15 protein-coding genes, 1 other RNA gene and 2 riboswitches are annotated in these 13,528 nt (G+C 69.6%); of the genes, 6 read left to right on the plus strand and 10 right to left on the minus strand.

Annotation, left to right across the window (positions count from 1 at the left end):
- Positions 1-265 precede the first annotated feature (265 nt).
- The 10 genes from gcvPB to F620_RS0100050 form a co-directional block, all read right to left on the minus strand.
- Positions 266-1,777: an aminomethyl-transferring glycine dehydrogenase subunit GcvPB gene (gene gcvPB / locus F620_RS0100005; protein ID WP_019569022.1), complete on the minus strand. Its 1,512-nt coding sequence runs from the start codon at positions 1,775-1,777 to the stop codon at positions 266-268.
- An 83-nt stretch (positions 1,778-1,860) separates the two neighbouring features.
- Entirely contained in the window at positions 1,861-2,388 is a 528-nt protein-coding gene (tpx, locus tag F620_RS0100010; protein ID WP_019569023.1) for a thiol peroxidase, read from the minus strand.
- A gap of 53 nt (positions 2,389-2,441) precedes the next feature.
- Complete coding sequence (gene gcvPA, locus F620_RS0100015) at positions 2,442-3,800, minus strand: aminomethyl-transferring glycine dehydrogenase subunit GcvPA (protein WP_019569024.1); 1,359 nt, start codon at positions 3,798-3,800, stop codon at positions 2,442-2,444.
- Between the two features lie 85 nt (positions 3,801-3,885).
- On the minus strand, positions 3,886-4,278 hold the full coding sequence (gcvH, locus tag F620_RS0100020; RefSeq protein WP_019569025.1) for a glycine cleavage system protein GcvH: 393 nt from the start codon (positions 4,276-4,278) through the stop codon (positions 3,886-3,888).
- Between the two features lie 79 nt (positions 4,279-4,357).
- Complete coding sequence (gene gcvT / locus F620_RS0100025) at positions 4,358-5,461, minus strand: glycine cleavage system aminomethyltransferase GcvT (protein ID WP_018871268.1); 1,104 nt, start codon at positions 5,459-5,461, stop codon at positions 4,358-4,360.
- 93 nt (positions 5,462-5,554) lie between these two features.
- Positions 5,555-5,651, minus strand: a riboswitch (glycine riboswitch).
- Between the two features lie 8 nt (positions 5,652-5,659).
- Positions 5,660-5,769, minus strand: a riboswitch (glycine riboswitch).
- A gap of 102 nt (positions 5,770-5,871) precedes the next feature.
- The gene (locus F620_RS0100030; protein WP_019569026.1) at positions 5,872-7,068 is read right to left on the minus strand and encodes an FAD-dependent oxidoreductase; all 1,197 of its coding nucleotides are present in this window, start codon (positions 7,066-7,068) and stop codon (positions 5,872-5,874) included.
- Positions 7,065-8,342, minus strand: a complete 1,278-nt coding sequence (locus F620_RS0100035) for an FAD-dependent monooxygenase (RefSeq protein ID WP_019569027.1) — start codon at positions 8,340-8,342, stop codon at positions 7,065-7,067. The genes F620_RS0100030 and F620_RS0100035 overlap by 4 nt, the downstream gene beginning before the upstream one ends.
- Positions 8,343-8,363: 21 nt before the next feature.
- Positions 8,364-9,704, minus strand: coding sequence for a Xaa-Pro aminopeptidase (gene pepP / locus F620_RS0100040; protein WP_019569028.1), 1,341 nt, complete (start codon positions 9,702-9,704; stop codon positions 8,364-8,366).
- Positions 9,701-10,252 carry a UPF0149 family protein gene (locus tag F620_RS0100045; RefSeq protein WP_019569029.1) on the minus strand — a complete coding sequence of 184 codons (552 nt, stop codon included), beginning with the start codon at positions 10,250-10,252 and terminating at the stop codon, positions 9,701-9,703. Before F620_RS0100045 ends, pepP begins: the two co-directional genes overlap by 4 nt.
- Complete coding sequence (locus F620_RS0100050) at positions 10,252-10,539, minus strand: hypothetical protein (protein WP_018946276.1); 288 nt, start codon at positions 10,537-10,539, stop codon at positions 10,252-10,254. The genes F620_RS0100045 and F620_RS0100050 overlap by 1 nt, the downstream gene beginning before the upstream one ends.
- Positions 10,540-10,678: 139 nt before the next feature.
- On the opposite strand from F620_RS0100050, the gene zapB reads away from it, so the two are divergent.
- The 6 genes from zapB to F620_RS0100075 all read left to right on the plus strand — a co-directional run bounded on the left by zapB (position 10,679) and on the right by F620_RS0100075 (position 13,444).
- Complete coding sequence (gene zapB, locus F620_RS0100055; protein WP_018871274.1) at positions 10,679-10,915, plus strand: cell division protein ZapB; 237 nt, start codon at positions 10,679-10,681, stop codon at positions 10,913-10,915.
- Positions 10,912-11,265, plus strand: a complete 354-nt coding sequence (locus F620_RS0100060) for a cell division protein ZapA (RefSeq protein WP_018946278.1) — start codon at positions 10,912-10,914, stop codon at positions 11,263-11,265. The genes zapB and F620_RS0100060 overlap by 4 nt, the downstream gene beginning before the upstream one ends.
- Positions 11,266-11,357: 92 nt before the next feature.
- A non-coding RNA gene (gene ssrS, locus F620_RS14720) (6S RNA) lies at positions 11,358-11,543 on the plus strand.
- A 42-nt stretch (positions 11,544-11,585) separates the two neighbouring features.
- On the plus strand, positions 11,586-12,254 hold the full coding sequence (locus tag F620_RS0100065) for a 5-formyltetrahydrofolate cyclo-ligase (RefSeq protein WP_026331261.1): 669 nt from the start codon (positions 11,586-11,588) through the stop codon (positions 12,252-12,254).
- An 18-nt stretch (positions 12,255-12,272) separates the two neighbouring features.
- The gene (locus tag F620_RS0100070; protein WP_019569031.1) at positions 12,273-12,767 is read left to right on the plus strand and encodes an EVE domain-containing protein; all 495 of its coding nucleotides are present in this window, start codon (positions 12,273-12,275) and stop codon (positions 12,765-12,767) included.
- A complete protein-coding gene (locus F620_RS0100075; protein WP_019569032.1) occupies positions 12,767-13,444 on the plus strand; it encodes a glutathione S-transferase family protein in 678 nt (225 codons plus the stop codon). The genes F620_RS0100070 and F620_RS0100075 overlap by 1 nt, the downstream gene beginning before the upstream one ends.
- Positions 13,445-13,528: the final 84 nt, after the last annotated feature.

Raw genomic sequence — 13,528 nt, forward strand, 5'->3', positions numbered from 1 at the left:
CCCTTCCCCGGAAGGGCTGACCCTCGCCCGTAGAGAAGGGCAGCTCCGCGACGAAGTGAAGTCCGGTCGGTAACCAACCCGCGTATATCAGAGTGATCCACCGTCGCAATCCGCTTCTCGTGCCCTGCCTCGAAGGCATGGAAAACAGGAGGTCTCGATCGAACACTACAGCCAGCCGTTGACAGGTCAATCCATATCAGGAGCCTGCTTGCAGGCGAAAGGGGCAGGTGGGCGGGCTCGGAAGAAGGCCCGCCCGGATGGCGCGTCAGCCGTGGGTGCCGCTGCGCGGTTGCGCGCCGGCGGCGTCGCCGGTCGGTTCCTGGTACACCAGGTCGAGCGCCTTGGCCGCCGCCACTTCGTTGAAACGGCGGTTCGGCAGGTTGTGCGGCGACGACTTGATGGTGTCGATGTCGTCCGCCGACTCGGCGAGGATGCAGGCCATGGCCTCGACGAAGGCGTCCAGGGTCTCCTTCGACTCGGTCTCGGTCGGCTCCACCAGCAGGCATTCCGGCACCAGCAGCGGGAAGTAGGTGGTGGGCGCATGGAACCCGTGATCCAGCAGCCGCTTGGCCACGTCTCCGGCGGTCAGGCCGGTCTCCTTCGCCTGCTTCTTCAGCGTGACGATGAACTCGTGGGTTGCACGGCGTTCCGGATAGGCCAGATCAAATCCGGCGGCCCTGAGCTCGCTCGCGAGGTAGTTGGCGTTGAGGGTCGCGAACTCGGCGACCCGAACCATGCCCTCGCGACCCAGCATGCGCATGTACACATAGGCACGCAGCAGCACGCCGGGGTTGCCCATGAACGCGGACAGCCGGCCGATGGTCTCGGGCCGGTCGGCCTCGTCGGCCAGGCGGTAGCCGCCCTGCCCGTCTTCTTCCACATGCGGCACCGGCATGTACGGCAGCAACCGCTCGCCCACGCCCACCGCGCCGGAGCCCGGACCGCCCCCGCCGTGCGGCGTGGAGAAGGTCTTGTGCAGGTTCATGTGGATCACGTCGAAGCCCATGTCGCCCGGGCGCACCTTGCCGAGGATGGCGTTGAGGTTGGCGCCGTCGTAATACAGCAGGCCGCCGGCGTCGTGCACGATCTTCGCGATCTCCTCGATGCGGCGCTCGAACACGCCCACGGTGGACGGATTGGTGAGCATGATACCGGCGGTCTGCGGACCGACGGCCTCCTTGAGTGCCTCGAGGTTCACGTCCCCGGTCTCGTCGGTGGGGATCTCGCGCACCTCGTAGCCGCACATGATCGCGGTGGCCGGGTTGGTACCGTGCGCGGCGTCGGGGACGATGATCTCGCGACGCTCGGTGTCGCCGCGGGCATCATGGTAGGCGCGGATCATGGCCACGCCGGTGAACTCGCCCTGCGCGCCCGCCATCGGCGCCAGCGACACGCCCTGCATGCCGGTGACCTCGCGCAGCATCTCCTGCAGCTCGTACATGGTCTGCAGGAAGCCCTGGCTGTGGCTGGCCGGGGCCAGCGGATGGCGGTTCAGGAACCCGGGCAGCATCGCCAGGCTGTTACAGGCGCGCGGGTTGTATTTCATCGTGCACGAGCCCAGCGGATAGAACTCGGTGTCGATGGAGAAATTCTTCTGCGACAGCCGCGTGTAGTGACGCACCACGTCCAGCTCCGAGGCGGCCGGCAGGCCGGGCGCCGACTTCCGCCGCAGGTGCGCGGGGATGGCCGTGGCCGCGTGTTCCTGCGGCGCCTGGGCCACGGCGGAGCGACCGGCGTGGGAATGTTCGAAGATCAGCTTGGTTTCCGTGGTGTTCATGGCGGTTTCTCGCTTCGGTATTCGGGTAGACGGCGCGCCCCGGCGGATCTGCACCGCGCGGGGCGCGCCGGAGGCCTGTCGCGTTACTGGGTGGGGCTCAGCGTCGCCCGGTCGTCCAGCGCGGCGAAGACCGCGTCGTAGTCGGGTTCGTCGCCGATCTCGGGGACCAGCTGGGCATGCATCACCAGATTGTCGGCATCCAGCACCAGCATCGCGCGGGCGGTGATCCCGGCCAGCGGTCCGTCCTGGATCAGCACGCCGTAGTCCTTGGCGAAATTGCGATCGCGCATCATCGACAGCACCGTGACGCGCTCCAGCCCCTCCACGGAGCAGAAACGGTCCATCGCGAAGGGCAGATCGGCGGAGACGATGAGTGCATGCACGTCGGGGCGCTGTTCGACGAACTGGTTGATCTTCTTGGTCGACTCGGCACACACCGGCGTGTCGAGACTGGGCACGATGTAGATCATCTTGCGCTTGTCGCCGAAATCGGCGAGCGAGACATCATTGAGGTCCTTGCCCGTCAGGTTGAAGTCCGGAGCCGGCGAACCCACATGGGGCAGGTCGCCGTTGGTGTGGATCGTGTTGCCCTCTAGCTTGGTCTCGGCCATGTCAGCCTCCTCGGCGGTTGGGGTATGGCACGTCGCGTGGAGTGACTCCCCGCTCAGGCCGCGCGGGCCTGCTCGCAGGCAGCCACGTACTGCTCCAGATCGTTCTCGTTCTTGGTCTCGGTGACGCAGGCCAGCACGCAGCCATCCAGCGCCGGGTAGTCGCGCCCCAGGTCGTGCCCGGCGAGCACGCCGGCGTCGGCCATCGCCTGCAGCTGCCCGGCGGCATTGCCGCCGAAGTCCAGCGCCACCTCGTGGAAGTATTCGCCGGTGAAGCGCGGCTTGATGCCCTTCGCGGCGAGCTTTTCCACCAGGGCATGGGTGTTGGCGTAGCAGGCCTCGGCCACCCGGGTCAGCCCTTCGTCGCCCAGCATGGACATGTGGATGGTCGCGGCCGTCACCACCAGGCCCTGGTTGGTGCAGATGTTGGAGGTGGCCTTGGAGCGGCGGATGTGCTGCTCGCGGGCCTGCAGCGTCAGGACGAAGCCCGGCTTGCCGTCGGCGTCCTCGGCGCGCCCGACGATGCGCCCCGGCATCTGCCGGATGTGCTTCTTGCGCGTGGTCATGAACCCGAAATACGGCCCTCCGGAGGACAGCGGCGCGCCCAGCGGCTGGCCCTCGCCCACGGCGATGTCCGCGCCCTGGCTGCCCCACTCGCCCGGCGGCTTCAGCAGCGCCAGCGAGACCGGATTGACCACGCCGATGACCGGGATCTCGCGCTCTTCGGCCCAGCCGGTCAGGCCGTCCACATCCTCGAGGATGCCGAAGAAGTTCGGCTGGCTGATGATCATCGCGGTGATGTCGTCGTCGGCGTGCGCGGCCAGCGCCTCCACCGGGGTCTGCCCGGTGGTCTCGTCGAACGGGACCTCGATCAGCTCGATGCCCTGATTGCCGATCAGGGTGTCGATCACGCGGCGGTACACCGGATTCAGCGCACCCGGGACCAGCACCCGCTTGCTCTTCGACCGGCGGTTGACGCGCACTGCCATCAGCACGGCCTCGGCCAGCGCGGAGGCACCGTCATACAGCGAGGCGTTGGAGGCCTCCATGCCGGTCAGACGGGCCATCATGGTCTGGTACTCGTAGATCAGCTGCAGCGTGCCCTGCGACGCCTCGGCCTGGTAGGGCGTGTAGGCGCTGTAGTACTCGCCGCGGGTGGCGATCTGCCACACGGCCGCCGGGATGTGGTGCTCGTACGCCCCGGCGCCAATGAAATTCGAGGGCATGCCGTCGCGGGCGGCCCGCTCCTGCATCAGGCGGGAGATCCCCATTTCGTTGAGACCCTCGGGGATGCCCTCCAGCGGTGGCGCGCGCAGCCCGGCCGGGATCTCGTCGAACAGATCCTCCACGGAATCGGCGCCGATGGACTCGAGCATCGAACGGATGTCTTCTTCGGTATGCGGGATAAACGGCATGACTTTCTCGCTTTCGCTGACGCGAAGTTCTTCGGCGGCGCCCCGGTGCCAGTCGGACACCGGGGTACGGCCGCCACCGGTGGCTTCAGGATTCGGCTTCGACGTGCGCGGCGTAGGCGTCCGCGTCCATCAGGCCGTCCAGCTCGCCGGCATCCGCCGGCTTCATGCGGAACAGCCAGCCATCCTCGAAGGGCGACTCGTTGACCTTCTCGGGGCTGTCTTCCAGCTCCGCGTTGGTCTCGGTCACCTCGCCCGTGATCGGGGCGTAGATGTCGGAGGCGGCCTTGACCGACTCGACCGTGGCACAGGCCGCGCCGGCCTCCAGGCTGCTGCCGGCCTCGGGGGCCTCGACGAACACCAGATCACCCAGCAGCTCCTGCGCGTGATCGGTGATGCCGATGGTCACGGTGCCGTCGTCTTCGGTACGAACCCATTCATGGCTCCTGGTGTATTTCAGGTCCTTCGGTGCTTCGCTCATGACGTCATCCTTATAGCGTTATAGCGTTGAAACCCGGGTACGCAGTGTGCCACTGCGCGTTGCCATTGTACGTCCCGTATCAGGCGGAAGGCAGTTCGATCTGCGGCTCGCCGTTGCGCACGAACACCGGGCGCACGACCCGCACCGGCAGGTGCTTCCCGCGGATCTCCGCCTCCAGGCGCTCGGCATCGGCCGCGGCGGCCGGCACCCGCGCGAAGCCGACGGACACGCCCAGGCTGGGCGCGAAGCTGCCCGAGGTCACCTCGCCGTCGCCGGCGTCGGTCACGATACGCGTCCCGCCGCGCAGCACGCCGCGGCCTTCCAGCACCACGCCCACCAGGCGCTGCTGCACGCCCGCGGCCTTCTCGCGTTCGATGGCCGCACGACCGATGAAATCACGCTCGGCATCCTTCAGCGCCACGGTCCAGCCGAGGTTGGCGGTCAGCGGACTGGTGTCGGCATCCATGTCGGTGCCGTAGAGATTCATCCCGGCCTCCAGGCGCAGTGTGTCACGCGCACCCAGACCGATGGGGTCGACCCCGGCATCCAGCAGCGCCTGCCAGAAGCCCTCGGCCTCCGCGGCCGGCAGCATCACCTCGAAGCCGTCTTCGCCGGTGTAGCCGGTGCGCGCGACGAACCACTGGTCGTTCCACAGCGCGGAGAACGGCTTGAGCTCGCCCGCGCCGCGCAGGTCTTCCGGCAGCAGCGGCAGCGTCTTCGCCACCGCCTCGGGGCCCTGCACCGCGATCAGGGCGAATTCCGGGCGCGGCTCCACGCGGACGTCAAAGTCCTGCGCCACGGACTGCATGTGGGCGATGTCGCCCTCGGCGGTGCCCGCGTTGACCACCGCGCGATAGGTGTCCCCGCCCAGCCAGTAGATGATCAGGTCGTCGATCACGCCGCCGCGCTCGTTCAGCATGCAGCTGTACAGCGCGCGGCCTTCGGTCTTCAGTTTGGCCACGTCGTTGGCCAGCAGATAGCGCAGGAAGGCCTGCGCCTGCGGGCCGTGGATGTCGACCACGCGCATGTGCGAAACATCGAACATGCCGGCGCCGGCGCGCACCTTCTTGTGCTCTTCCATCTGCGAGCCGTAATGCAGCGGCATCTCCCAGCCGGCGAAATCGACCAGCTTGGCGCCGGCGCGTTCGTGGGCGGCATGGAGCGGGGTTTTCTTCAGCGTCATGCTTTTCGTCCTGCAGTTGTTCCGGCGTCGATGGCGTCGCGGTCATCCGCGCATAAAAAAAGGGCGGCCGGCAGGATTAACTGCCGGCCGCCCCTCTGTCCTGAAACCTGAGAGTTTGCGCGCCCCGCGGTCCTTGTGGACCCGGGCGATCGCCCCCTTCGGTGGGCCGTCTGCCGGCCGCTCTCCAGAGTTCGCCGTTTCATCATCCCGGTCCTGAAGCCTGAGCGATTCCGGGCGGATGTTGCGCCTTCGGCGTCTGCGGCGCGCACCCGAGGCGCGGCGCGGCAGAACTCTTCCAGGACGATGTGCGGAGCTTTCGTGCCCCGCTGGCGTGGAATCAATTATAGGCGATCCGGCGCCGGAACCCAATGCCCCGGTTCATGCCGGGTATATGAAATCCGGTCCATGGATCAGCGGCGGATGCCGTCCAGCCCGAACGCGCGCAGCGCGAGCTGGCGCTTGACCGGGACCAGCCCGTTCACCAGCCGCACCCCGGCGCCGCGCAGCTCCGGCAGACCGGCACGGCGGGTGCCGAACAGCAGGCGGAAGCCGTCCATCGCGCGCTGCATCATCGCGTTCTCCGGGCGCCGCGCGCGGGTGTAGGCGCGCAGGCCGCGCGGATCACCGGGATCGCGCCGGTTGGGGCCGGCCAGCTGGCGCAGCAGGGCATCCACGTCGGCCAGACCGAGATTGAGCCCCTGCCCTGCCAGCGGGTGGATGGTGTGCGCCGCATCCCCGGCCAGCACCACGCGGCCGGAGAAGTAGTCCCGCGCATGCCGCGCCACCAGCGGGAAGCTGGCGCGCGGCGAGGTGCCGGTCACCGGGCCGGGACCGCCATCGATCGCCGCCGACAGCGCGTCGATGAATGCGCCATCGTCCATCGCCATCACGTCATCGGCCTCGATCTCCGGCAGCGACCAGACGATCGAGCAGCGCCCGTCACCCAACGGCAGGAAGGCCAGGATGCGCTCGTCGTCGAAACGCTGCCAGGCGGTGTCGCCGTGCCCCTGCGCGGTCTCCACCGTGGCCACCACGCCGCGCGCGTGATACGGGCGCTCGTCCACTGCGATCCCCGCACGTTCGCGCAGGGCCGAACGTGCCCCGTCGGCCGCCACCACCAGGCGCGCCGAGGCCAGCGGCGCATGCCCCTCGGCGTAGACATCCACGCGGTCGGGCCGCAGGTCCACGCTGCGCCACGCCGTCTCCGGCCACAGCGCCACGCCGCGCTCGCGCAGGGCCTGCCACAGCACCGCCTCCAGCGCCGCGTTCTCCACCGTCCAGCCGAGTTCGGGCACGCCCAGGTCATCCGCGTCGAAGCGGATATGCGCGGGGCCGTGCGCATCCCACACCTGCATGCCGGAGAAGGCATGGGCGCGGTTGGCCGCCAGGGCCTCCTGCACGCCCAGACGATCCAGCAGGCCCATGGCCGCGGCGTTGAGCGTGACCACCCGGGTCACCGGCGCGGTCGCCGGATCGAACGCCGGTGCCGGTCCGCGCTCCAGCACCGCCACCCGCATGCCCGCGCGGGCGCAGCACAGGGCGGTGGCCAGGCCGGTGGCGCCACCGCCGACCACCAGCACGTCCAGCGGCTCGCCGGCGCGCGTCATGCCCGCGCCTCCGGCAGTCGCGACAGGGTATGCCGCGGCACCGGCCGCAGCCCCATCGCCCCGCGCGCGAAGGCATCGCGCAGCGGCGGCACCCGGTCGACCGTCATCATGCCCAGTCCCAGGGCATGGCCCAGCAGCCCGTCAACATGGCGCATCCCGCGGGCGAGGAAATCGGTCACCCCGACGATGCGGCGGATGTCGCCCTCGCGCCGGCGCGCCCAGGCCTCCAGCACGTGCCGCCCGCCGGGATCGGCCACGAACGCGGGGCGCCCGTCGGGCTGCGCGCCCTCGCGCAGTACGCCCAGCAGATCGGCCACGTCGCGCAGCGCCAGGTTCAGCCCCTGCCCCGCCACCGGATGCACCGAGTGGGCGGCGTTGCCCAGCAGCAGCGCGCGCTCGGCGAACGGCTGCGGCGCATGCATCCGCTGCAGCGGGAAACGCAGCACGCCCCCGGCGGGGTGCAGCCGCCCCAGCGCCCAGCCGAAGCGTTCCTGCAACGCCGCCATGCGCGCCGATTCATCCAGTTCCAGGCGGGCGTCACAGACCTCCGGCGGGGCGACCCAGACCACGTTCATGCGCCCGTCGGCCTGCGGCAGCAGCGCCAGCGGCCCCTCGTCGGTAAAGCGTTCGAAAGCCTCGCCGTCATGCGCACGCGAGGGCCGCACGTCGAACACCAGGGCATCGGCATCGTAGCGATGGCGCTGCACCGGGATGCCCAGCGCCTCGCGGGTCGGCGAGCCGACGCCGTCGGCGGCGATCAGCAGGCGCGCGCGGCAGGACCACGCCCCGTCGGGACCCTCCAGGTGCAGGCGGCGCGCGCCGTCCGCAGCGGCCTCCACACCCGCCAGCGTGGTGGCGTGATGACTGGCCACCCCCGCCGCATCCCGGGCCCGCGCCAGCAGGGGATCCAGCGCCGCGGCCGGCACCACCTGACCCAGGGCCTCGCGGCCCATCTGCGCGGCATCCATGCGCACCCGGCCCAGCCCGCCGCGGCGGCTGACCACGATGCGCCGGATGGGCGCGGCCGTGGTCGCCAGCTCCGCCCAGTAGCCGAGATCGTCCAGCAGGGTCACCGAGCCGGCCGCCAGGGCATAGCCACGGGTGTCCTCGCGCGGGACGGCCGGATCCGGCGCCGGGCCGCGTTCGAACAGCCTTACCGTGTAGCCGGCGCGCGCCAGGGTACAGGCCATCAGCCCGCCCACCGGCCCGCCGCCGACCACGGCGATATCGGTCTCGGTTTGCGTTTGTGTTCCGCGATTCACGGTGGCCTCCATGCGCCTCCCTCTGCCCCGGTTTCAGCGACGCCCGGCCGCGCCGTCGGCCATGCAGGCCTCGATGGCCTCCACGGTCTTCGGGCAGGCCTCGGTCAGCACCTCGTGCCCGTCGCGGGTCACGGCCACGTCGTCCTCGATACGCACGCCGATCCCGCGCAGGTCCTCCGGGGCCTCGCAGTACGGGCCGAAATACAGCCCGGGCTCGACGGTCATCACCATCCCCGGCTCCAGCTGCCGCCAGGCCTCGCCCACGCGGTACTCGCCCACATCGTGCACATCCAGCCCGAGCCAGTGACCGGTACGGTGCATGAAGAACGGGCGATACGCCTCGTCCTCGATCAGCGCATCCAGCTCGCCCTCGAGCACGCCCAGATCCCGCAGCCCGCGGGTCAGCTCGCGCACTGCGACGTCGTGCGGATCGTTCCAGTGGTGTCCGGGCCGCACCGCGTCGATGGCGGCGCGCTGCGCATCCAGCACGATCTCGTAGACCTCGCGCTGACGCCCGCCGAAGCGCCCGCCCACCGGGAAGGTGCGGGTGATGTCCGAGGCATAGCCGCGGTGCTCGCAACCGGCGTCGATCAGCAGCAGGTCGCCGTCGCGCAGCACGTCGCGGTTCTCGATGTAGTGCAGGATGCAGCCGTTCTCGCCGCCGCCGACGATGGACGGATACGCCGCCTCGGTGCCGTGGCGATGGAACTCGTGGGTGATCTCGGCGGCCACCTGGTATTCGGTCATGCCCGGGCGGCAGGCCTGCATCGCGCGCCGGTGCGCCCCCACCGAGATCGCCGCGGCATGGCGCATCATCTTCAGTTCCGGGGCCTTCTTGAACAGGCGCTGCTCGTGCAGGTGGTGTTCCAGCGCGGCGAACTCGTGCGGCACCCGCACCCCGCTGCGCGCCGCGCGCCGGCGCACCTGCTGCAGCCAGCCGAACAGCCGCCGGTCGAAGCCTTCGTCGCGGCCGAACGGCGCGCACAGCTCGCGGCGGTTCTCCATCAGTCCGGGCAGGATCTCGTCGATGTCGTCCACCGGGAAGGCGCAGTCGGCCCCGAAGTGCTCCATCGCCCCGTCGGGCCCCGCGCGGCGCCCGGTCCAGGTCTCCATCTTCGGGTCCCGATCGCGGCAGAACAGGATGTATTCGCCGGCCTCGCGCCCCGGGGCCAGCACCGCGATGGCGTCCGGTTCCTCGAAATCGGTCAGATAGAGGAAATCGGAGTTCTGCCGGAACGGGTACTCGACGTCGCGGTTGCGGGTGGTCTCCACCGCGCCCGGGATCACGATCAGGGCATCGCGCCCGGCCGCGCGCATCAGGCGCTGGCGGCGACGGGCCAGCTCACCGGCGGGGATCTGCGGCGCGCGGCTCATTGCATCGGGATCCGGGTCGGGTTCTCGGGGGCCAGCTCGTCGGCGATCAGCAGCACGCCCACGCGCACGTATTCGGACAGCTCCTCGAAGTCCGTCTCCGAGGCCTCGCTGTCCTCCGGTTCGGGGTCCATGCGCGCGATCTCGGCCAGATCCCGCAGGATCTCCGCCGACTCGGCCGACGGCTTGAGCCCGCCCAGCCGCGGTGTCTGTCCCAGCCCGCTGATGAAGCCGTCGGCCCATTCCGACAGCGCCTGGGCGCGGGTCTCGATCTCCGCATCCTCCGGCACCAGCGGGGCAAAACCGAGCTCGATGTCGTACAGCTGCGCCAGCAGGTGCCGGCGCAGCTCGTCCACCAGCCGGTCGAATGCCTCGGCGGGGTTCTCGGTCAGCGGCAGCGCCTCGCCCAGCGACTTGATCAGCAGGTCATTGCCGGCCTCGGGGTCCGCCACCAGGCAGCCGGTGATCAGGCCATGGGCCGAGGCCGGCGTCTGCGCGAACCCCATGGTGCGCAGGCCGTGGGCCAGGCGTTCTTCCCAGGACTGCGCCATCAGAAGGCCTCCAGGCGGGCTTCGTAGGGAAACAGCAGAAAGCGGTAAAGATCATCGCCCATCTGCAGATGGGTGAACTGCGGCTCGCCCAGGCGGATCTCGCTGGAACCGGTCGCGGACAGCGCCGTCAGGCCGAAGCGCTTGTCGCGGACCAGGTCCTCCAGCAGCTGTTCCAGTTCGCCGCGCGGGATCGTGCCGGTGTTGTCCACCACCCGACACGGCTTGCCGTTGTGGGCCGTGCCTTCGATGATCGTGGCGTCGGGTGCGGGTTCGGGAGGCTGTGTCATGGGTCATATTCTGGCCACCCCCTGCGCGGGTCGCAACACAACCCGCCGGTGTTTCGGTTGACGGTTCCGTCGACCCCCTCCTAGACTCCGGGATTCAGGGACTTCGCTCCCGTTTTTCAAGCCCGAGGCCCGCCCCGCCATGTCCGACAGCGCTTCTTCCGGCAGCCACGCGCCCGACGCCCTCGACCGTCTCGAGGCCGCGATCCTGCGACTGCTGGACGACAACGCCGAACTGCGTGAGGAAAACCGGGCGCTGCACGAACAGGTGCGCCAGCTGCGTACCGAACGTGCGACCTACCGCGAACGCAACGAGCAGGCCCGCCACCGGGTCGAGACCATGATCGCCCGCCTGCGGGCGATGGAGCAGTCCGAATGAGCCAGTCTTCCGAACCGGTCCGCATCACCATCATGGGCAAGGAGTACCACGTCGCCTGCCCGCCCGAGGAGCGCGCCGACCTGTTCGCCTCCGCGTCCCTGATCGACGAGCGCATGCGCGAACTGCGCGACGGCGGGCGCGTGGTCGGGGCCGAGCGCATCGCGGTGATGGTCGCGCTCAACCTCGCCCACGAAAAGCTCGAGTGCCAGGAAGAGCTGGAACGGATGAAAAAGGGCGGGGCCGACGCCCCCGAACGCCTGCATGCGCTGGCCGAACGCATCGAGCAGAACCTCGGACGCGAGAGCGACACCCGGCCCAATCCGGAGACCGGCAGGCCGCCGCAGTCCTGAGCGGCGACCCGACCGGAGTTTGCCCGCCTGCCCGAAACTTTTGCACGGCGCTTGAGCATTCCCCCCGCATCTGGTCCATAATGATCCCGGACGCGTCGCTGCGGCGTTCGAACGTGGCCGGGTGGTACCCTTGAGCCTTAATGCAACACCCAGGGACCGAGTTCTTCCGTTTCGCTGTGCAGGTCCGCCCCCGAGCGGAAAGCCTAAAGATCCGGAGACTTCTCCCACCTGAACCGCTGGTTCAAGGTCGAAGGCCACGACGGCGCCTGCGGGGCGCGTCCTCTCTTTTTTCCCTGCCGATCCCCATGACCCCCACGGCCATGCCCACCACCGCGCACGCCCCCGATATCGACGCCCTCGCCCGCGAGGACGCCCGCCGGCTCCGGCGCGAGCTGCGCCGTCGCCGTGCGGCCCTGTCCGATGCCCGGCTGGCCGAGCACAACCGCGCGATCAGCGGTCACCTGCTGAAATGGCTGGAACGCTGGCAGCCGCGCTGCGTCGGGGCCTATCGCGGCCTGCGCGGCGAAGTCGACCTGACCGCGCTGACCTGCGCCCTGGCCAGCCGCGGCACCCGCATCGCCCTGCCGGTGATGGACACCCGCCGCGACGGCCGCATGCATTTCCACGAATGGCATCCCGAAGACCGCCTGTGCCACAACGGCTTCGGCATCGCCGAGCCCTGTCCCGGCGCGCCGCGCGTCTGGCGCCGCGAGATGCAGGTGGTGCTGATGCCGCTGGTCGCCTTCGACCGCCACGGCAACCGCATGGGCATGGGCGCCGGCTACTACGACCGCTACTTCGCCCGGCGGCGCTTCGGCATCCACCGCCCGCGCCTGATCGGCGTGGCCCATGGCCTGCAGCAGGTCGAGGCCCTGCCGGTGCAGCCCTGGGACGTGCCACTGGATGCCGTGGTCACCGAGACCGGCTGGCATGTATTCCCCCGGCACGGACAGGCCACTGCTACCCTGCAGACACCTGACAACGACTGATTCAAGGAACGCGACGACATGGGCTACTGGCTGATGAAATCCGAACCCGACGAGTTCGGCATCGACGATCTCGAACGCGTGGGCGTGGAGCCCTGGGACGGGATCCGCAACTACCAGGTGCGCAACATGATGCGCGACGAGATGAAGAAGGGCGATCTCGCCTTCTTCTACCACTCCAATGCCAAACCGCCGGGCATCGTCGGCATCATGCGCATCGAGAACGAGGCCTACCCGGACTCCTGCGCGTTCGATCCCGAGGACAAGCACTACGACCCGAAGAGCGATCCCGACAACCCGCGCTGGCTGCGGGTGGACGTCGCCTTCGAGGAGAAATTCGACGACATCCTCACCCTCGACTGGCTCAAGCAGCAGCCCGAACTGGCCGACTGCCCGCTGGTGCGCCGCGGCAACCGGCTGTCGGTGATGCCGCTGACCGAGGACCAGTGGGACTTCATCCTCGCCAACGCGAAACGCGGACAGACCCGGGGCGGAACAAACCGGGGCTCCGCCTGATGGCGACGCTCTACCACTTCGCCCACGACCCCAAGGCCGACCGCATCCGCCTGGCCTGCGGGTACAAGGGCGCGGCGCTCGAGACCCGCGCGGTGGACTGGTTCGACGACGAGACCTTCTTCGAGCTGGGCATCGCGCGGCAGTCCCCGGTGCTCGCCACCGACGACAGCGCCCTGCATACCGACACCACGGCGGCCCTGCGCGCGATCGACGAGCTGTTCCCGAGCGGCGAACCGCTGTCCGCGGGGATCATCGCCGAAGATGCCTGGCAGGCCCTGCTCGACTGGCGTGCCCGCGTGGACGTCGTGCTCGAACGCCTGTACGCCCCGCTCGCCCCCGGCTACCACGGCATCGGCGAGGACGCCGATGCCCTCGCCGACTTCAAGGCGAACGTGGAACACCGCTTCGGCATGAGCGTGGAGGAACTCGCCAACGACCGCTACGACGGCTACCAGCAGCTGGCCCGGCTGAGCCGCCTGCCGGAACTGGCCCGCCACCTGGCCGCCAATGGTTTCTATCTCGGCCACCCGTCCATCGCCGACTGCGTGATCGCCGCCGACCTCTACCCGCTGCAGATGCACGACGGCATCAACCTGCCGGTGGACATGATGTACTACCTGCGCCGGGTCGAGGAGACTTTCGCCACCCGGCTCGACGCCCAGTGGCTCGCCCGCTGAACCACCCCGACCAGCGCCGCGTCATTTCCGCGCCAGCTCCCGGGTGCGCAACCTCGCCATCGAGGGCTACCACAGCGAGAAGCT

Origin of the sequence: Thioalkalivibrio sp. ALE11 (assembly GCF_000381205.1) — a bacterium.
Taxonomy (GTDB): Bacteria; Pseudomonadota; Gammaproteobacteria; order Ectothiorhodospirales; family Ectothiorhodospiraceae; genus Thioalkalivibrio.

Coding starts and splice junctions, on each gene's coding strand:
- F620_RS0100035 (WP_019569027.1), bottom strand. CDS start 8,342: ATGGAGGCCACCGTGAATCGCGGAACACAAACGCAAACCGAGACCGAT.
- F620_RS0100065 (WP_026331261.1), top strand. CDS start 11,586: ATGCCCACCACCGCGCACGCCCCCGATATCGACGCCCTCGCCCGCGAG.
- F620_RS0100060 (WP_018946278.1), top strand. CDS start 10,912: ATGAGCCAGTCTTCCGAACCGGTCCGCATCACCATCATGGGCAAGGAG.
- F620_RS0100030 (WP_019569026.1), bottom strand. CDS start 7,068: ATGACGCGCGCCGGCGAGCCGCTGGACGTGCTGGTGGTCGGCGGTGGC.
- gcvPA (WP_019569024.1), bottom strand. CDS start 3,800: ATGCCGTTTATCCCGCATACCGAAGAAGACATCCGTTCGATGCTCGAG.
- F620_RS0100070 (WP_019569031.1), top strand. CDS start 12,273: ATGGGCTACTGGCTGATGAAATCCGAACCCGACGAGTTCGGCATCGAC.
- tpx (WP_019569023.1), bottom strand. CDS start 2,388: ATGGCCGAGACCAAGCTAGAGGGCAACACGATCCACACCAACGGCGAC.
- F620_RS0100075 (WP_019569032.1), top strand. CDS start 12,767: ATGGCGACGCTCTACCACTTCGCCCACGACCCCAAGGCCGACCGCATC.
- zapB (WP_018871274.1), top strand. CDS start 10,679: ATGTCCGACAGCGCTTCTTCCGGCAGCCACGCGCCCGACGCCCTCGAC.
- gcvH (WP_019569025.1), bottom strand. CDS start 4,278: ATGAGCGAAGCACCGAAGGACCTGAAATACACCAGGAGCCATGAATGG.
- gcvPB (WP_019569022.1), bottom strand. CDS start 1,777: ATGAACACCACGGAAACCAAGCTGATCTTCGAACATTCCCACGCCGGT.
- gcvT (WP_018871268.1), bottom strand. CDS start 5,461: ATGACGCTGAAGAAAACCCCGCTCCATGCCGCCCACGAACGCGCCGGC.
- F620_RS0100050 (WP_018946276.1), bottom strand. CDS start 10,539: ATGACACAGCCTCCCGAACCCGCACCCGACGCCACGATCATCGAAGGC.
- F620_RS0100045 (WP_019569029.1), bottom strand. CDS start 10,252: ATGGCGCAGTCCTGGGAAGAACGCCTGGCCCACGGCCTGCGCACCATG.
- pepP (WP_019569028.1), bottom strand. CDS start 9,704: ATGAGCCGCGCGCCGCAGATCCCCGCCGGTGAGCTGGCCCGTCGCCGC.